The sequence below is a fragment of the Psychroflexus salarius genome (assembly GCF_900129035.1).
Classification (GTDB): domain Bacteria; phylum Bacteroidota; class Bacteroidia; order Flavobacteriales; family Flavobacteriaceae; genus Psychroflexus; species Psychroflexus salarius.
The window spans coordinates 43,437-61,255 of record NZ_FQTW01000005.1 but is presented as its reverse complement, the minus strand read 5'-3'; the positions used below and the strand labels follow the sequence as shown (position 1 = coordinate 61,255).

The following is a 17,819-nucleotide window of genomic DNA, read 5'->3' as shown; positions in this document are numbered from 1 at the left end:
TTTATGACATACGATGTATTGATTATCGGCGGCGGACCAATAGGAATTGCTTGCGCATTAGAGGCGAAAAAAAAGAATTTGTCTTACATCATCATCGAAAAAGGAGCTTTAGTCAACTCACTATATCATTATCCTGAAACCATGACGTTTTTTTCAACTTCTGAAAAACTCGAGCTTGACCATATCCCATTTATAAGCAAAAACCCAAAACCAACCAAACAAGAAGCTTTAGAATATTACAGGCGTGTGGCCACATCAAACCAAATTAACATTCGGTTGTTTGAAGAAGTTGAAAGTGTAAAACATCATGACCAATTTATTGAAGTTAACACCAATAAAACGAGTTATGCAACTCATAATATCGTAGTTGCCACTGGGTTTTACGACATCCCTAACAAATTAGGTGTTAAAGGTGAAGACCTTGATAAAGTAAAGCATTATTACAAAGACCCACATTATTATGCCATGCAAAATGTAGTTGTTGTTGGTGCTAGTAATTCGGCTGTTGACGCAGCTCTTGAAACCTACCGGAAAGGTGCTCATGTAAGCATGATTATTCGAGGTAGTGAAATAGGACAACGTGTAAAATATTGGGTAAGGCCAGATATTATTAACCGTATTGAAGAAGGCAGCATAAAAGCCTACTTTAATTCTGAAATAACAGAAATTACCCAAAGTGAGGTTGTTTTCAGAAATAATAAAGGAAAAGAAACTAGCATTACAAACGACTTTGTTTTAGCTTTAACAGGCTACAAGCCTAATTTTAAATTTTTAGAAAAATTAGGCGTAAAAGTTGAAGCTGAAAATAATTATATTCCTATTTATGACCCACAAACCATGAAAACCAATGTTGATAACATTTACTTGGCTGGAGTTATTTGTGGCGGTATGGAAACTCACAAGTGGTTTATTGAAAATTCACGGGTTCATGCTGCAATGATTATGGAACATATTAAAAATTAAACTAAAAATTAGTTAATCTAAATCTGCTTTAATTTATAGTTTGTAATTTGGAACATGAATTTAAATTTACCTAATCATTTCTTTTTAAATAATAGTTTTAAGTCTAACTTAGAAAAAATTGTTGTTTATGTTGCCATAGCATCATTTTTGGTTCATCTAATTTTCATAGGACTTGTTGATTTTGGCTTAATTGACTCTGGCGCATTTAAAGAACTTTTCATCAGTCCATTATCAGCAATCTACACGCCATTTTCAATCATATTAATTTATGAAGTCTATTTACTAGTATTTTACATTCCTAAGTCAATTACCAACTACATTGGTAAGCAATATGAAATTATTACGTTAATTTTAATTCGTAAGCTTTTTTACGATTTGTCGAAACTTGAATTTTCATCAAATTGGTTTTCAATTTCTGGTGACTTAGAATTTACCATAGATATTATTGCAACTTTAGTATTGTTTGCATTGATTTTAGGGTTTTACAACATCAATAAACAACTTAAAACTTCAGAAAAAGAAATTAACCATAAAACAAAAACTTATATAAAAGTCAAAAAAATACTAGCAAGTGTACTTGTACCAATTATCGCTATAATTGCCATTTACTCATTTACTAATTGGTTTAGCACTCTCAACTTACAGCCCGATAAAATTTCACAAAGTATAAAATCGGTTAATAACGTCTTTTTTGATGAGTTTTTTACGATTTTGATTATTGTAGATGTGCTATTGCTATTATTTTCATTTCTACAAACAGATGAATTTAGTCGCGTTATTAGAAATTCTGGATTTATAATTTCTACAATATTGATTAAACTATCATTTTCAGCCAGTGGTATCTTAAATGCTATTTTAATTGTGGTGGCGGTCAGTTTTGGTGTGCTTATTTTACTCATATACAAAAGCTATCAAAAACGGTTGCATTAAAATTTAGTATATTGCAGGCTAACCATAAATTTTATGATGTTAGATTTTTTAATTATTGGTGCTGCTCAAGCTGGATTAGCAATGGCTTATGAACTCCAAAAGCTTCAATACAACTTTGTAATTCTAGACAAAGAAGAACAAATTGGCGCTTCTTGGCTTAACCGTTGGGATTCACTAAAACTATTTACACCGACTGAATTTAACCATCTTAAAGGTCTTGATTTTCCTGCTGAAAATGGCCAATATCCTAACAAATACGAAGTTGCCAACTATTTTAAAACTTATGTAAAACACTTCAATTTCCCCGTACAACTCAACACATTAGTTGAAGGAATTAGTAAAAAATCTACACACTTTGAAGTTGCACATAATAGCGGAATTACAAGAGCTAAAAACGTAGTTGTTGCTACTGGACCATTTCACATTCCGCATACGCCAAGATTTCATAAATATATTGATGCCTCAATATTTCAAATACACAGTAATTACTATAAAAATCCTTCACAACTTAACCCTGGTAAGGTTTTAGTTGTAGGCGCTGGAGATTCAGGTTACCAAATTTTAAACGAAATTTCCAACTCAAGAAACGATACTGTTTATTTTTCAGGTGATACTAGCGTTAAAAGTTTACCACAAGAAATTTTAGGAAAAACATTATGGTGGTGGTTTACAAAAACAGGCTACCTCAGCATCTCTAAAGATTCGTGGTTAGGAAAAAAAATAAGCGAATCTAAACAACCAGTCATAGGAACTGATGTAAAAGGTATTTTAAACCGGAAAAACGTTATTCCTGTTGGTCACACATTAAACGCTGAAGGAAATACCATTGAAACAAAACAGCAAACATTAACTGATGTTAAAAATATTGTTTGGGCGACTGGTTATAGACCTAAGTTTGATTGGATTGAAGGTTTAGAACTTGACAATGATGGCTATCCAGTTCATGAACGTGGAGTCAGCCATATAAAAGGACTTTATTTTATGGGACTTCCTTGGTTATATACACGTGCCTCAGCAACTTTGGGTGGCGTTAAAACAGATGCTGAGTTTATAGCTCAACACATTAAAAAAGTTTATCAGCCAACATCAAGTAAAGAACTAGTTTAGTCTTTAATTTTATTATAAATTGATTTTATAATACCGTCTGATAAGCCAATTTTAGGAACGTGCACTGCTCTAGCTCTACTCCAATTCATAGCTGACAAATAAATTTCGGCAGCTGGAATAATGACGTCTGCACGATCTTGGTTTAAATTGAGTTGTGAAATTCGCTCTTCGTAAGTTAAGGATTTTAGTAATTGATAGTACGAACTTAAATAAAAATAAGACAAGGTTTTACCAGGTTTTTTGCCACTAGATTTAAAAATGTTATTAATATTACCGCCAGAACCAATCATTTGCAAGCGACTAATTCCTTTAGTGTTATATTTAACCCATTGTTCAGCTTCTTGCCAAAGCTCATCTGAAACACCATTATTTAAAAGCCTTACTGTACCAATTTTAAAAGATTTTGAAGCTTTTGTTTTCCCTTGTATATATAAAGTAAACTCTGTACTTCCGCCACCAACATCAACATACAAATAATTTTTATCTTCTTCAATGAGTGCGTGTAAGTCAGTTGCAGCAATAATACTAGCTTCATCTTCACCATCAATAATCTCTATTGAAATATTGGTTTGTTGTTTAATTGTTTCAACTAATTCATTTCTGTTACTAGCATCGCGCATTGCTGAAGTTGCACAGGCTCTATAGTCTTCAATTTCATGGCACTCCATTAAAAACTTAAAAGCCTTCATGGTTTTCAACATTCGTTTTTGATTGTAATTACTGATTTCACCTGTTGTAAACACATCTTGTCCTAAACGGATCGGCACTCGAACTAAAGAAGTTTTTTTAAATGTTACTGGTTTATCTTTGGGCTCAGTTATGGTTGATATGAGTAATCTTACGGCATTTGAGCCTATATCTATAGCGGCAATTTTTCTTATTTTAAGCATTTTTTGAAGCGTTTAAATAATAATCATAAGTTGTAAACTGACTTCTATGTTTAGTTGAATTTGACGGGACAACTCTGTAAGCATTCGTATCTTGCTGAGCCATATCACGCGCTTTTACATTTTCTGACCAACATAAATTAAAAGTTTCTATAAGTTCATTTTTTATAGATTCGTCATAAATTGGGCAAGTTACTTCGACACGATGGTCAAGATTTCTGGTCATTAAATCTGCCGATGAAATAAACACTTTTGGTAATCCATCATTTTCAAAAATATATAATCTTGAGTGTTCTAAAAATTTATCAACTACACTAATGACTTCAATATTTTCGCTTAAACCTTCAACTTGTGGCTTTAAACAGCAAATACCCCGAACAATTAGTTTAATTTTTACGCCAGCTTGACTTGCTTCGTATAATTGATCAATCATACCATAATCTGATAGACTATTCATTTTAAAACACATACCAGAGGATTTTCCAGCTTGATGGTTTTCAATTTCTTGATTAATCATAGCTGTAAAAGCATCACGAGAGTAATGCGGCGAAACGATAAGATGTTTGTATTTCTTAATCTTATAATTAACCTCAAAGAAATCGAATACTTTTTTTATGTCTTTTAAAATGCCTTGATGGGCTGTAAATAAGGTATAATCTGTATAAATTTTAGCTGTATTTTCATTAAAATTTCCTGTGCTGATAAAGCCATAACGTACCACTTTATCATTTTCTAAGCGTTCTATCACGCAGGTTTTTGCATGCACTTTTAATCCTGTTACACCAAATATGAGTTTAATGCCTTCGCGTTCCATTTTCTCAGCATATTTAATGTTATTGGCTTCATCAAAACGGGCTTGGAGTTCTATTGAAACCGTTACAGATTTACCATTTTTCACTGCATTAATTAGTGAACTGGCAATATGTGAGACTTCAGCTAAACGGTAAATGGTTATTTTTATCGACTTAACTAAAGGATCTAAAGCGGCTTCACGTAAAAATTTTACGGTGTAAGAAAAGGTGTGATAAGGCGTGTACTGTAAAAAATCATTCTCTTTAAGTTTAGCTAATAAACTTCCTTGTAGCTTAACGCCATTAATAGGTAATGGGTCTATCTTATCGTAAAGTAAATGTTTAGCGCCAAGGTCTGGAAACTTCATATAATCTCTTCGATTGTGATAACGACCGCCAGGTATTAAACTGTCAGTGTTATCGATCCCCATTTTACTCAGTAAAAAATCTAGCGTATCTTGTTCAATTTCTTTATCATAAACAAACCGAACTGGATCACCGTCTATACGATCTTTAACACTATCAATAATTTTTTCAATATAACTTTTACTAAGATCACTTTCCATTTCAAGCTCAGCATCACGGGTGATTTTAACCATGTGTGCTGAAATTGATTCGTAATCAAAAATATTAAACAATACATCTAAATTATACCTAATCAAATCATCTAGAAGCATGATATAATGCTTATCATCAGTTGAAGGTAACACGATAAACCTGTTAACATTTGTAGGAACTTCTATTAAAATGTAGCGGTTTCGAATTCCTGATGCTACATTTTGGCGCATTTTAACAGCTAAATAAGCCTTAGAATCTTTTAAATGCGGAACTTTTTCAACTTCATTGAGCATGATGGTTACCAAAGCCGGACTCACTTTTTGTAAAAAAAAGTCTTTGATAAATTCGTGTTGCTCTGGCTTCACCTGAGTTTCATCTATAATACATATATTATGAGATTTCAACTTTTCTTTAATATCACTCAATATATTTAAACTTTCGGCTTGATGTTTAATAACTATCTGAGTAATTTCTTTAAGCAGTCGACTTGCTTTTACGCCACCAAAAACCTTTTTACCGGCTTTACCAGCCATATCAATACGCTTTACTGTTGCATATCTCACCTTAAAAAATTCATCTAAATTATTCGAAAAAATCCCTAAAAACCTAAGGCGTTCTATTAAAGGTACAGATTCATCGGCGGCTTCTTGAAGTACGCGTGCATTAAATTGCAACCAGCTTAATTCTCTATTAACGTATCTTTGCATTTATCGTAATTTTTTTGGGAATAAATAAAATTGTGTTTTGCCTTCGGCGATTTGCGACCAATCATCAACATCAAATGAGAGTTGTACTAATCCAGTAGTTGGTATATTCTGAAAAAATTGATGACCAAGTTGATTGGCTACATCAGTCATTGCAGGATTATGACCAAAAACCATTAATTCATCTATATCGGGCGATGTTGTTAAAATAGTCTCTAACAAATTTGAAGGCGAAAAGGTATACAACTCATGTCTAGGTTCTAAATCAATGATGGTATTTGGTAAATGAGATTGAAACATCTTAGCTGTTTCAAAAGCGCGTTTAGCATCGCTTGAAATTGCTCTAAATTGTTTAGTATTTACTTTTTGAAATGCTTCAGCTACCAATTTAGCATCGTGAGTTGCTCTTTTTTTAAGCGGTCTATAAAAGTCATCTAAGTCAGGATTTGACCACGAAGATTTGCCATGTCTAATTAAAACTAAAGTTTTTAAACTCATGGTGCTAAACGTTCAATTTTCCAATCAAAATCTTCTTGTAAAGTAAACAAAAATCGATCGTGTAAACGGTTTGGTCTTCCTTGCCAAAATTCAATACTCTGTGGCTTCACTAAAAATCCACCCCAATTTCTTGGTCGGTTAATTTCTTTATGAGCATAATCTTCCTCAAGCTCTTTAAGTTTATCTTCCAAAATAGTTCTGTTTTTAATCACTTGACTTTGGGGAGAAACCAAAGCACCAAGCTGACTGCCTTTAGGTCGTGAAGCAAAGTAGTTATCTGATTGATGTTCTGGAAGTTTTTCAGCAACACCTTTAATTATGACTTGGCGTTCTAAGGCAGACCAAAAAAAAGATAAACAAGTTTTCGGGTTATTAATTAAGGCCTGACCTTTTTCACTATTATAGTTGGTGTAAAACACAAAACCATTCTCATTGTAAGATTTAAGTAGCACAACCCTACTTTTTGGGAAACCATCTTCACCAATTGTTGAGACGCTCATTGCATTAGCTTCATCTACAGTATTAGAGTTATCGGCTTCATAAAACCAAGTCCTAAACTGTTGCATAGGATTAGCATCTAAATTATCGCGTGTTAAGGCAGACTTGGTGTAAGATTTTCTGTAATCGTGTAAATTATCTTGCATAGAAGCTTATAAATTCTTTTGAATAAAAATAAAAATTTAGTTGGTTATAGATACTAAATTAATCTAAAAATAAAATTTTATTCGAAACTAAAACATTGGCCACTTTTAGCTAAATAAGTTGGTTCAAAAATAGTTTCAGCTTCAACTTTATAGGTGTTTTCATCACGGTAACGCGCCGAAAAATGACCTAAAATGAGATGTTTGACTTGAGCTTTTTGAGCAATAATGGCTGCTTGTTTGGCTGTAGAATGTTTTGTTTTAAAACACAAATCTTCATCTTTTTCTAGAAAAGTAGACTCATGATATAAAACTTCAACTTGGTTAAGCTGCTCAACTAAACTTGGTTTAAAAGCGGTATCACTACAATAGGCATAAGAATTAGGTGGATTTGGTGGTTCCGTAAGTCTTTCATTTTTTACTAAAGTACCATCATCTAACTTAATATCTTTACCTTTTTTTATACTTTTATAATAAGCAACATCAATACCAAATTCTTCAACTTGATTGATTAGCAATTTTCGATCACGTGATTTTCCACGGAAGAAAAAACCATTTGTATAAATTCGATGATCAAGCGGTATTGTTTCAACGGTAAATTTATTGTGCTCTAAAATTATTTCAGACTTGGTTGAAGTTAACTCATGAAATATTATTTTATATGATGTGTAGGTTTTGGAGAGTTCTAACTGAATATTTATAAACTTTTTAATGCCCTTTGGTCCATAAATATGTAAATCTGCTTCACGTTTTAGTAGACCGAAAGTTGAAATTAAACCTATTAAACCATAACAATGATCGCCATGTAAATGCGAAATAAAGATGTGCTTAATACGTGTAAATTTTATTTTTTGTTGGCGTAAGCGCACTTGTGTTCCTTCGCCACAATCAATTAAGCATAACTCACCATTAAAATCAAGCACTTGAGCGGTTGGATGAAGGTTAGCTTTTGGTGTTGCCGAGTGACAACCTAAAATGTGCAAGTGCATCATATTAAAAACCTAAATCGCGTTCAATATTTTCCATTTCAATAATATCAAAAGCTTCGTTCAAAGTTGGTACAATAGCAAGCTCTTCTGGTATTTGGTGAACATCAATTTGAGGTGCTACTAAAACAAAGGATTTTTTATTAGACTTGTAATGATTTGATAATTTTAAAAAATTCAACAAATCATTAATTTGCAGATCAGACTCAAAATTAATTAAGTTTACAATTAAATGTAATTTGGTCTCGTTGTAAGTTTTAGCTAAATTAGTAGCTATTGCCGAAAGTTGTTCTTCAGTTGGGACCACTTCAACCGCTTCTTGAGTTGGATGTTGATTAACCTGCATAAGCCTTTATTTTTGATGCTAATAAATAGAGTACTGCCATTCTAACAGCCACACCATTTTCAACTTGGTTTAATATAATTGAATGTTCTGAGTCGGCGACATCGCTTGTAATTTCAACTCCGCGATTAATAGGTCCAGGATGCATTATTGTAATTTGCTTTTCAAGACGACTTAATAGAGATTTATTAACACCGTATTGTTGTACATATTCTCTGGTATTAGGGAAATACGATGTGTCCATGCGTTCGTTTTGTACCCGTAACATATTGGCTATATCGCACCAATTAAGTGCTTTTTCTAGATTTGGTTCAACTTTTACACCCAAGGTTTCTATAAACTTTGGCATTAGTGACAGTGGCCCACAAACTTTTACCTCAGCACCAAGTTTTTTAAGTGCTAAAATATTACTTAAGGCCACGCGTGAGTGTAAAATATCTCCTACAATAACCACTTTTTTACCAGCTATATTAGAATGTTGTTCTCGGATAGAATAGGCATCTAATAAAGCTTGAGTTGGATGTTCATGAGCGCCATCTCCTGCATTAATCACTGAAGCTTTAATATGCTTCGATAAAAAAACACCAGCTCCTGGGTTAGGATGCCGCATCACCACCATGTCTACTTTCATAGAAAGGATATTATTAACAGTGTCAATTAAAGTTTCGCCTTTGTTAACCGAAGATGAAGCTGCTGAAAAGTTAACAACATCTGCGCTTAATCGTTTTTCAGCTAACTCGAATGATAACCGTGTTCTTGTGCTATTTTCAAAAAACAGATTGGCAATGGTTAAATCACGTAATGAAGGAACCTTTTTAATAGGCCGATTAATCACCTCTTTAAACTGATCTGCAGTTTTAAAAATAAGTTGTAAATCTGCTTCATTAAGGTATTTTATGCCTAATAAATGATTGACGCTTAATTCTTCCATGTTTTATTTTTTTACTAAATAAACTGCATCTTCTTGATCAGTTTCGTTCCAGCAAACCTTTACATACTCATTATTTATAGCATCAACTTGCCTACCTTTATAGTCTGGCTGAATGGGTAAATGTCTACTAAATCGTCTATCGATTAAGGTTAACAATTCAACTGATTTTGGCCTTCCAAATGATTGTATAGCTGTTAAGGCTGAACGAATACTTCGACCAGTATAAAGCACATCGTCAATAAAAACGACTTGCTTCTCTTCTACAATAAAATTGATTGAAGTTGAATTGGCTTGAATTGGTTTATCAGTTCTTCTGAAATCATCACGGTAAAAAGTAATATCTAACTTGCCTACTTCAACAGAAGATAAACCAAAATCTTTTTTTAAGATCGTATGAAGCCTATCTAGCACTTGAGTTCCTCTTGGCTGAATACCAATTAAGCAAGTCTGAGAAAAGTCTTTATGATTTTCAACCAGTTGGCAGGCTAAACGCTGAAGCGTAATTTGCATTTGTTCTGCGTTAAGTAAAAGTTGTTGGTGCATGGTTGTAAAATTGTAACATTACAAAAGTAAATAAAAATAAGGGTTTAATGAGTCATGAAAACAAATTGGTGTAAGAGTTAAAAAATTTATTCTATTTTTAACTGAAATTCTCAATAATGAATCGTGGATTTTTAAAAAAATTAGGCCCAGGTTTTTTGCTCGCTGGTGCTGCAATTGGTGCATCTCATTTAGTTCAGGCCACTAGAGCTGGTGCCAATTATGGTATAATTATGTTAATTGCCATCATTTTAGCTTGTGTTTCTAAATATCCTTTTTTAGCTATTGGTGCTCAATATCCAGCACTAACCAAAAAAGACCTTATTCAAGGTTATAAAAGCTTAGGGAAATGGTATGTAATTTCTTTTGGTGTATTCACGCTTGGTAGTATGTTTATTATACTTGCAGCTGTTACCTTAGTTACTGCTGGTTTAGCTGAATATTTGTTTGATTTTGGTTGGAGTAGTTTTTGGTGGTGCTCATTTATTTTAATGTCTTGTTTATTGATTTTACAATTTGGAAGCTATAGTAAATTAGATGTTCTTTTAAAAATTGTTATTTCCTTACTCACAATTGCTACTACTATTGCTGTTTTTATAGCAATAGTTGAACATGAAGCAAACACCGTTAATTTTAACACAACAAGTCTTTGGTCTATAAGCGGATTGAGTTTTTTAGTTGTACTAATGGGTTGGATGCCTATTCCTATAGATGCTTCAGTATGGCAGTCGATTTGGGTAAAAGAAAAAGAGAAAAGTCTTAAAACTTCTGCTAGCGAAAGTTTTATGGACTTTAACTTAGGTTACTTTTCGGCTAGTTTTTTAGGGATACTTTTCTTTTTATTAGGTGTTTTGATAATGTATGGCGAAGGGATAAAATTTTCAAGTAATGCAGTAGAATTTTCAAAACAATTGATTGAGTTATACAGTCAAACTCTAGGTGCTTGGTCTAAACATTTAATTGCAGGAATTGCTTTAATTACCATGTTTAGTACCACCTTAACTGTTGCCGATGCCTATCCAAGAGTTTTAAGTAGACTACAAGCAGTTAGTTTAAAATCTACAAAAATATCTAATTCTAAATTTTATAATCTATACATGGCTCTACTTATTATTTCTTCGCTGTGTTTACTATACTTTTTAAAATCTAGTTTTAAAACATTAGTTGACTTTGCTGCTGGACTGTCATTTATTTCTTCTCCAGTTTTAGCTTGGTTTAACTATAAACTTGTTCTAAAATCAAGTGTTGATCAGCTGAAACCAGCAAAGCCATATCGCTATTTTATGCAAATTTGTTTAACTGTTTTAATTGTTATTGCTTTGAGTTATGTTATTCTTTTAATTTTTATACCAAATCTCCCATAAGATAAGATAAATAAATAGTTTCTAATTGCCTTTCCCTTCGTTAAAAAAATGAAACGTAGCTTAGGCTATGTTTCATTTTTTTGCCTTGATTAAGACAATTATAATTCAATTTCTTTTTGTCTAATCTTATAGAATATTTGGTATTACATAAAAAAACCATCTCAAATTTGAGATGGTTTTTTTATCTTTAATTGAAAACTTAACTTACTTCACTTCTTCGAAGTCGACGTCTTCAACATCATCTTTGCCTTCATCAGAAGAGCCTGAAGCTTGTTCTGCCCCAGCATTTCCTCCTTGAGCACCTTGGGCTTCAGCTTGCGCTTTGTACATTTCTTCAGACACTTTTTTCCATTCCTCGTTTAACTTATCGAGTGCTGGCGTGACTTGTTCAACATCTTTCGTTTCATGTGCCTTTTTTAAGTCATCTAAAGCTGCTTCAATCGGCTTTTTCTTATCATCAGATAGCTTATCGCCAAACTCTTTTAATTGACTTTCGGTTTGGAAAATCATAGCATCTGCTTCATTAAGTTTTTCAACCTTTTCTTTGGTCTTCTTATCAGCTTCAGCATTAGCTTCGGCCTCTTTTTTCATTTTTTCAATTTCTTCTTCAGTTAATCCAGAAGAGGCTTCAATTCTGATATCTTGAGATTTTCCTGTTGCTTTATCTGTAGCGCTAACTTTAATAATACCATTAGCATCAATATCAAATGTCACTTCAATTTGCGGTGTACCGCGTTTTGCTGGCGGAATACCGTCTAAATGAAAACGACCTATTGTTTTGTTGTCAGTTGCCATTGGGCGTTCGCCTTGTAGAACATGAATTTCAACACTTGGTTGATTATCTTGAGCAGTTGAAAAGATTTGCGACTTTTTAGTTGGAATAGTTGTATTAGCTTCGATTAATTTAGTGTTTACACCACCCATAGTTTCAATACCTAAAGATAATGGGGTTACATCGAGCAATAAAACATCTTTAACATCTCCAGTTAAAACACCACCTTGAATAGCAGCACCAATCGCTACTACTTCATCTGGATTAACGCCTTTAGAAGGTGCTTTTCCAAAGAAATCTTCAACGGCTTTTTGAACTGCTGGAATACGAGTTGAACCACCAACTAATATAATTTCATCAATATCACTTTTAGATAATTCAGCTGATTTTAATGCTTTCTCACAAGGTGCGATGGTGCGTTTAACTAATTCTGAAATTAATTGTTCAAATTTAGAACGTGACAAAGTTCTAACCAAGTGTTTTGGCCCTGATGAAGTTGCCGTAACATAAGGTAAATTAATTTCAGTTGAACTTGAAGATGATAATTCAATTTTAGCCTTTTCAGCTGCTTCTTTCAAACGCTGTAATGCCATAGCATCTTTGCGTAAATCGATATCTTCATCTTTAATAAATTCTTCAGCTAACCAGTCAATTACAGCTTCATCAACATCGTCACCACCTAAATGCGTATCACCATCTGTTGCTAAAACTTCAAAAACACCATCACCTAATTCAAGAATAGAGACATCATGTGTACCACCACCAAAGTCAAATACCACAATTTTTTGGTCGGTATCTTTTTTATCTAAACCATAAGCCAATGATGCTGCTGTAGGTTCGTTAATTATTCTACTTACTTTTAAACCTGCAATTTCACCAGCTTCTTTAGTCGCTTGACGTTGAGAATCATTAAAATAAGCAGGAACTGTAATTACCGCTTCTGAAACATCTTGACCTAAGTAATCTTCAGCTGTTTTCTTCATTTTTTGAAGAATCATAGCTGATAATTCTTGAGGTGTGTACATTCTACCGTCAATATCTACTCGTGCAGTATCATTTTCACCTTTGACTACTTTATAAGGTACGCGACCCACTTCACGCTCAGATTCTGAGAATTTATTTCCCATAAAGCGTTTAATTGAGGCGACTGTTTTAGTAGGGTTAGTAACTGCTTGACGTTTTGCAGGATCACCAACTTTAATTTCACCATCTTCAACAAATGCAATAACTGATGGCGTTGTTCTTTTTCCTTCGGCATTAGGAATAACAGTTGGCTCATTACCTTCCATTACAGAAACACAAGAGTTTGTTGTTCCTAAATCTATACCTATAATTTTACTCATAATTGTTTATTTTCTAATTTGTTAATAATTTAATTCGATTAACTAAAGTCAATCTTTATGCCATCTCTTTTTACATGACATCATGACATAATCAATGACAACAATTTTCATTAATACTCATAATCAAGACTTTGAGATTAAATAGGCAACATGATATAAATGTTCAAAATTTATCGATTAATGAATATTATAAACAAAAAAATATGAATCTTTGCATCATATTTAATTAAGGCTTGGTATTTATGAAAAAAATTGAATGCATCAGCGTTTTTGATATGTTAAAAATAGGCGTTGGGCCATCAAGTTCACATACACTTGGACCGTGGCGAGCTTCTCAGCGTTTTATTAAAGAATTAAAGTCAGATAAGGTTTTAAACCAAGTTGAAGCCTTACAAGTTAACTTATACGGTTCACTTTCATTAACAGGTAAAGGCCATGCTTCAGACATTGCTAGTGTTTTAGGCTTATGTGGTTTTGATCCTGTAACTATGGATACTTCAATCATTAATCAAGAAATTGATGCTATTAAAAAGAGCCATCAACTTTTTTTAGATAAAACGCAAACGATATCGTTTAACTTTGATCAAGACATTAAATTTCATAAGCAATTTTTAGATTTTCATCCTAATGGCATTACCTATGAAGCACGTTTAAGAAATGGAAAATTAATTTCATCCAGCTTTTACTCGATTGGCGGTGGTTTTGTTGTTAAAGAAGAACGTGAAAATGCAAAACAAAATATCGAAGACTTTAAGAGTTTCCCGTTTTCAATAGAAAAAGCCACTGATTTACTTAGCTTTTGTCAACAGGAACAAAAATTAATTTCAGAAATTGTATTAGAGAACGAACGTTCACTCCGCACAGATCAAGAAATTGATGCGCAATTAAAGCAAATTTGGAATGCTATGCTCGAGTCGATTTACATTGGTGCTCACACTGAAGGCGAGCTTCCTGGTGGTTTAAATGTTACGCGACGAGCTGCTAAAATGAATAAAAAACTTCTTGACAATAAACATAATACCTATTCAAACCCACAAGAATGGCTTGAAACCATTCGTACAAAAGAGGTTAAGTTTAGACAAATTCTGCAATGGGTAAGCTGTTTTGCTATTGCAGTTAATGAAGTCAACGCCTCTTTAGGTCGTGTTGTAACTGCACCAACTAATGGAAGTTCAGGAACTTTACCGGCAGTTATGATGTATTATATGACGATTGAGAACCACGACGCAAGTTTTGAAGATTTAAAACGCTTTATGCTTGTAGCTGGAGAAATTGGTAGCTTATTTAAAAAAGGGGCAACAATTTCAGCTGCTATGGGTGGTTGCCAAGCTGAAATTGGTGTTTCATCAGCTATGGCTGCTGGTGGCTTAACCGAGTTAATGGGTGGCACGCCAGAACAAGTCCTTATGGCTAGTGAAATAGCTATGGAACATCATTTAGGTTTAACTTGTGACCCAATTGCGGGCTTGGTTCAAATTCCATGTATTGAACGTAATGCTATGGGCGCTATAAAAGCGATTAATGCCGCTGAAATCGCTATTGAAAGTGATGCCACAAAAGCAAAAGTTCCTTTAGATAAAGTGATTGAAACGATGTGGGAAACCGCTCAAGATATGAACACTAAATACAAAGAAACTTCTGAAGGTGGCCTAGCTATCAAAGTAAGCTTAAGCGATTGTTAAGCTATTTTTCAGAAATTCGAGTATCTGTTATCGCTGAGATTTTCCAGCCATTTGCACCTTTTAATAATGTAATTGAATTAACGCCTTTATGTGATAGTTTATCATTAACGTAAAACTCATACTCTAACCAAAAGTGCTCAATATAATTATCATCTCGTGATTTGGTTTTTGTAATCACTTCTTTAATTTTTAAGGTTTCAGGCATTTGTTTTAAAGAATGCAGAAAACCTTTAAGATTTTGTTGATTAAGCTTAGAGGATTCGCTTGTCACAGAAAGACTATTCAACACTAAATTATCTAGACATAATTTTTCTATCTTAGCAACATCTTTAGCGTTTAAAGCTTCAAAAAAAGCGTTAACTGTTTGCTCTGCTGTATTCTGTGCATTTGATGGTATAACTGTAAAAATAACAATTACACTTAGTAGTTTAATTAATTTCATCTGTAAACCTTTTGTTTATTAATCCAATTTCTATATTCATTAGCATAACGATTATGCTGACGTAATGTTTTGGAAAATTTGTGGTAACCTATATTTTTTATATCGGCGACAAAATAGAGATAATCGTGTTTTTCATAATTTAAAACCGCATCTAAAGAAGATACATCAGGCATTGCAATTGGCGCTGGTGGTAAACCTGAATATTTATAAGTGTTAAATGGCGAATTTATTAATTTATCTTTGTTTAAAACACGTTTAATAATGGTATCTCGATTATTTAATTTCTGTTTTAAAGCAAAAATTAAAGTTGGATCAGCTTGAAGTCTCATCCCTTTTCTCAAGCGGTTGATGTAAACACCAGCTACTTTTGGACGTTCATCTACTTGTGCGGTTTCTTTTTGTACAATCGAAGCTAATGTAGAAACTTCAATTGGACTAAGATTTAGAGCCTTTCGTTTTTTTGTACGTTCTGGTGTCCAAAAATTCAAATACTGTTGATGAAGTCTGTCGCGAATATCTTCAGCAGAAGAATTCCAATAAAATTCATAAGTGTTAGGGATATAAAACGCTAATGACTGTAAAGCTGACACGTTATTTTCGGCTAAAAAAATAGAATCGGTCAGGGATTGAAGGATTTCAGTTTGGTTAGGCATGAGTTGTTGAGACAAACGGTTCGATAAATCTGTAAGATTATGTTGATTATTAAAATTGATATTGATTGGAACATTTGTGCTACGCAACGTGTTTATAATTTCATTATTATTCATTCCATTTTTTAATACAAAATGTCCTGAGTTCATATTTGAAGGATATTGTTTTTTTTGTGCGACTGTAATAAAATCTTCTGCTGATTTTAAATACGGAGCAATAGAGTCTACCAAAGTTTGAAAATCTGCTTGATTTGAAATGTAAATTGATTGTTCTTCTTTAGAAAATGAAGTATTCGGGGATAATATAATTTGATAGATGGAGTAGCTAAAAATACCTAAAGCAACTAAACCTAATAGTGCCGTAATGGTTAGAATTTTTTTAATGTACATGGTTTATTTTTTGATAAAAATATTGTGAGTAATAATTGCCATTGCTGTAATTCCAATCTTTTTGCTCACCTATAAGTTGAAATCCTAAAAGTTCAAATAATTTAATGCTGTTAATGTTTTCGCTATTAATAGTCACGTGGACTTGATGCAAGTCTAAAGTGTCAAAAGCATAATTAAGCATCAAGTTGATAGCAGTTTTGCCAAAGCCTTTACCTTGGTAATTTTGATGTAAAATAATGCCTAATCCAGCACGCTTATGCTTGGGGTTAAAATCATACAAATCAATTAAACCTAAAGGATTATCTTTTTGATTTGCAATAACTAGGCGTAGTTGTTTAGCTTCATAAATGTCAAGATGGGCCTGATCTAAATATTGCTGTAAAATATGTTTTGAAAAAGGTTGTAAGGTGTCACTTAAATGCCAATATTGGGTTTGATTTTCAATAGAAAATAAAAAATCTAAATCATCCGGCTCTAAAGCACGTAGTTTAATAGCTGAATTACTTAACATCAATCACTCCTTTAAAAACTTGTTGTGCTGGTCCGTTTAACCAAACATCTTTAAATCTTGATGCTTGACGTCTAAAATTTACTGACAAATCACCACCAATGGCTTTAACATGAATTGGTGATTCAAGATTAAATTTCAGGGCTGCGGCAAGCGCAGCTGCCGTAATTCCTGTGCCACAGGCTAAAGTTTCGGCTTCTACGCCGCGTTCATAAGTACGAATATTCAAATCAGAATTCCTGACCTCAACAAAGTTGATGTTAGCACCACCAAATGTTTTATATCTATCACTATAGCGAAGTGCTGCGCCTTCAACTTGAATATTTATAGCTTCTAAGTTATCTACAAATTTAATGTGATGTGGTGATCCAGTATCAAGAAAACAATCTTGAGAAGACTGTGTTACATCGTCTACATCAATCATTTTTAAATTGACAATATCATCACCTTCAATACTAGCTTCATGCAGACCATCAATCGCTTCAAAAATGCATTCATCCTTTATAATGCCTAAAAACTGGGCAAAAGCAACAATACATCTACCACCATTTCCACACATGGTACTTTGACGACCATCTGCATTAAAATAAGTCATCTTAAAATGGGCTTCAACTTGACTAGACTCTTCAAGCAGTATCAAACCGTCACCGCCAATACCAAATCGGCGGTCGCATAACCAGTTGATTAATTTGGTATCATTTTTGAAATTACCAGTGCGATTGTCAATCATGACAAAATCGTTTCCAGCACCTTGATATTTATAAAAATTGATTTGCATAACGGTCTAGT

General features: G+C 33.2%; 18 protein-coding genes. 5 read left to right on the top strand and 13 right to left on the bottom strand.

Features of this window, described 5'->3' with window-relative positions; all coding sequences use genetic code 11:
- The first annotated feature begins 3 nt into the window (after positions 1 to 3).
- The 3 genes from BUB82_RS07470 to BUB82_RS07460 are packed head-to-tail and all read left to right on the top strand — an operon-like array spanning position 4 to position 3,000.
- Positions 4 to 963, top strand: a complete 960-nt coding sequence (locus BUB82_RS07470) for a YpdA family putative bacillithiol disulfide reductase (RefSeq protein ID WP_073192991.1) — start codon at positions 4 to 6, stop codon at positions 961 to 963.
- A gap of 54 nt (positions 964 to 1,017) precedes the next feature.
- Complete coding sequence (locus BUB82_RS07465) at positions 1,018 to 1,893, top strand: hypothetical protein (RefSeq protein WP_073192990.1); 876 nt, start codon at positions 1,018 to 1,020, stop codon at positions 1,891 to 1,893.
- Positions 1,894 to 1,929: 36 nt separating this feature from the next.
- The gene (locus BUB82_RS07460; RefSeq protein WP_073192989.1) at positions 1,930 to 3,000 is read left to right on the top strand and encodes a flavin-containing monooxygenase; all 1,071 of its coding nucleotides are present in this window, start codon (positions 1,930 to 1,932) and stop codon (positions 2,998 to 3,000) included.
- Here BUB82_RS07460 and BUB82_RS07455 read toward each other — a convergent pair.
- The 8 genes from BUB82_RS07455 to pyrR form a co-directional block, all read right to left on the bottom strand.
- Complete coding sequence (locus BUB82_RS07455; protein ID WP_073192988.1) at positions 2,997 to 3,890, bottom strand: Ppx/GppA phosphatase family protein; 894 nt, start codon at positions 3,888 to 3,890, stop codon at positions 2,997 to 2,999. The genes BUB82_RS07460 and BUB82_RS07455 overlap by 4 nt on opposite strands.
- A complete protein-coding gene (gene ppk1 / locus BUB82_RS07450; protein WP_073192987.1) occupies positions 3,883 to 5,943 on the bottom strand; it encodes a polyphosphate kinase 1 in 2,061 nt (686 codons plus the stop codon). The genes BUB82_RS07455 and ppk1 overlap by 8 nt, the downstream gene beginning before the upstream one ends.
- Positions 5,944 to 6,438 (bottom strand): SixA phosphatase family protein, encoded by a 495-nt coding sequence (locus tag BUB82_RS07445; protein ID WP_073192986.1) that lies wholly within the window; start codon positions 6,436 to 6,438, stop codon positions 5,944 to 5,946.
- Positions 6,435 to 7,082, bottom strand: a complete 648-nt coding sequence (gene pdxH, locus BUB82_RS07440) for a pyridoxamine 5'-phosphate oxidase (protein ID WP_073192985.1) — start codon at positions 7,080 to 7,082, stop codon at positions 6,435 to 6,437. Before pdxH ends, BUB82_RS07445 begins: the two co-directional genes overlap by 4 nt.
- Before the next feature lie 77 nt (positions 7,083 to 7,159).
- Complete coding sequence (locus BUB82_RS07435; RefSeq protein ID WP_073193117.1) at positions 7,160 to 8,068, bottom strand: ribonuclease Z; 909 nt, start codon at positions 8,066 to 8,068, stop codon at positions 7,160 to 7,162.
- A gap of 4 nt (positions 8,069 to 8,072) precedes the next feature.
- Entirely contained in the window at positions 8,073 to 8,411 is a 339-nt protein-coding gene (locus BUB82_RS07430; protein WP_073192984.1) for a hypothetical protein, read from the bottom strand.
- Positions 8,401 to 9,339 carry an aspartate carbamoyltransferase catalytic subunit gene (locus tag BUB82_RS07425; protein ID WP_073192983.1) on the bottom strand — a complete coding sequence of 313 codons (939 nt, stop codon included), beginning with the start codon at positions 9,337 to 9,339 and terminating at the stop codon, positions 8,401 to 8,403. Before BUB82_RS07425 ends, BUB82_RS07430 begins: the two co-directional genes overlap by 11 nt.
- 3 nt (positions 9,340 to 9,342) lie before the next feature.
- Positions 9,343 to 9,882 carry a bifunctional pyr operon transcriptional regulator/uracil phosphoribosyltransferase PyrR gene (pyrR, locus tag BUB82_RS07420; RefSeq protein WP_073192982.1) on the bottom strand — a complete coding sequence of 180 codons (540 nt, stop codon included), beginning with the start codon at positions 9,880 to 9,882 and terminating at the stop codon, positions 9,343 to 9,345.
- A 116-nt stretch (positions 9,883 to 9,998) separates the two neighbouring features.
- Between pyrR and BUB82_RS07415 the strand changes: the two genes are divergently transcribed.
- On the top strand, positions 9,999 to 11,243 hold the full coding sequence (locus BUB82_RS07415) for an NRAMP family divalent metal transporter (protein WP_073192981.1): 1,245 nt from the start codon (positions 9,999 to 10,001) through the stop codon (positions 11,241 to 11,243).
- A 204-nt stretch (positions 11,244 to 11,447) separates the two neighbouring features.
- Here the strand turns inward: BUB82_RS07415 and dnaK are convergent, their stop codons facing one another.
- Complete coding sequence (dnaK, locus tag BUB82_RS07410; RefSeq protein ID WP_073192980.1) at positions 11,448 to 13,358, bottom strand: molecular chaperone DnaK; 1,911 nt, start codon at positions 13,356 to 13,358, stop codon at positions 11,448 to 11,450.
- 242 nt (positions 13,359 to 13,600) lie between these two features.
- Here dnaK and BUB82_RS07405 point away from each other — a divergent pair, with 242 nt between their 5' ends.
- A complete protein-coding gene (locus BUB82_RS07405; protein ID WP_073192979.1) occupies positions 13,601 to 15,040 on the top strand; it encodes an L-serine ammonia-lyase in 1,440 nt (479 codons plus the stop codon).
- Between the two features lies 1 nt (position 15,041).
- Here BUB82_RS07405 and BUB82_RS07400 read toward each other — a convergent pair whose 3' ends face one another.
- The 4 genes from BUB82_RS07400 to dapF are packed head-to-tail and all read right to left on the bottom strand — an operon-like array spanning position 15,042 to position 17,808.
- The gene (locus BUB82_RS07400) at positions 15,042 to 15,482 is read right to left on the bottom strand and encodes a DUF4829 domain-containing protein (RefSeq protein WP_073192978.1); all 441 of its coding nucleotides are present in this window, start codon (positions 15,480 to 15,482) and stop codon (positions 15,042 to 15,044) included.
- Positions 15,479 to 16,522 (bottom strand): endolytic transglycosylase MltG, encoded by a 1,044-nt coding sequence (gene mltG, locus BUB82_RS07395; RefSeq protein ID WP_073192977.1) that lies wholly within the window; start codon positions 16,520 to 16,522, stop codon positions 15,479 to 15,481. The genes BUB82_RS07400 and mltG overlap by 4 nt, the downstream gene beginning before the upstream one ends.
- On the bottom strand, positions 16,512 to 17,033 hold the full coding sequence (locus BUB82_RS07390) for a GNAT family N-acetyltransferase (protein WP_073192976.1): 522 nt from the start codon (positions 17,031 to 17,033) through the stop codon (positions 16,512 to 16,514). The genes mltG and BUB82_RS07390 overlap by 11 nt, the downstream gene beginning before the upstream one ends.
- The gene (gene dapF, locus BUB82_RS07385) at positions 17,023 to 17,808 is read right to left on the bottom strand and encodes a diaminopimelate epimerase (protein ID WP_073192975.1); all 786 of its coding nucleotides are present in this window, start codon (positions 17,806 to 17,808) and stop codon (positions 17,023 to 17,025) included. The genes BUB82_RS07390 and dapF overlap by 11 nt, the downstream gene beginning before the upstream one ends.
- Between the last annotated feature and the right edge of the window lie 11 nt (positions 17,809 to 17,819).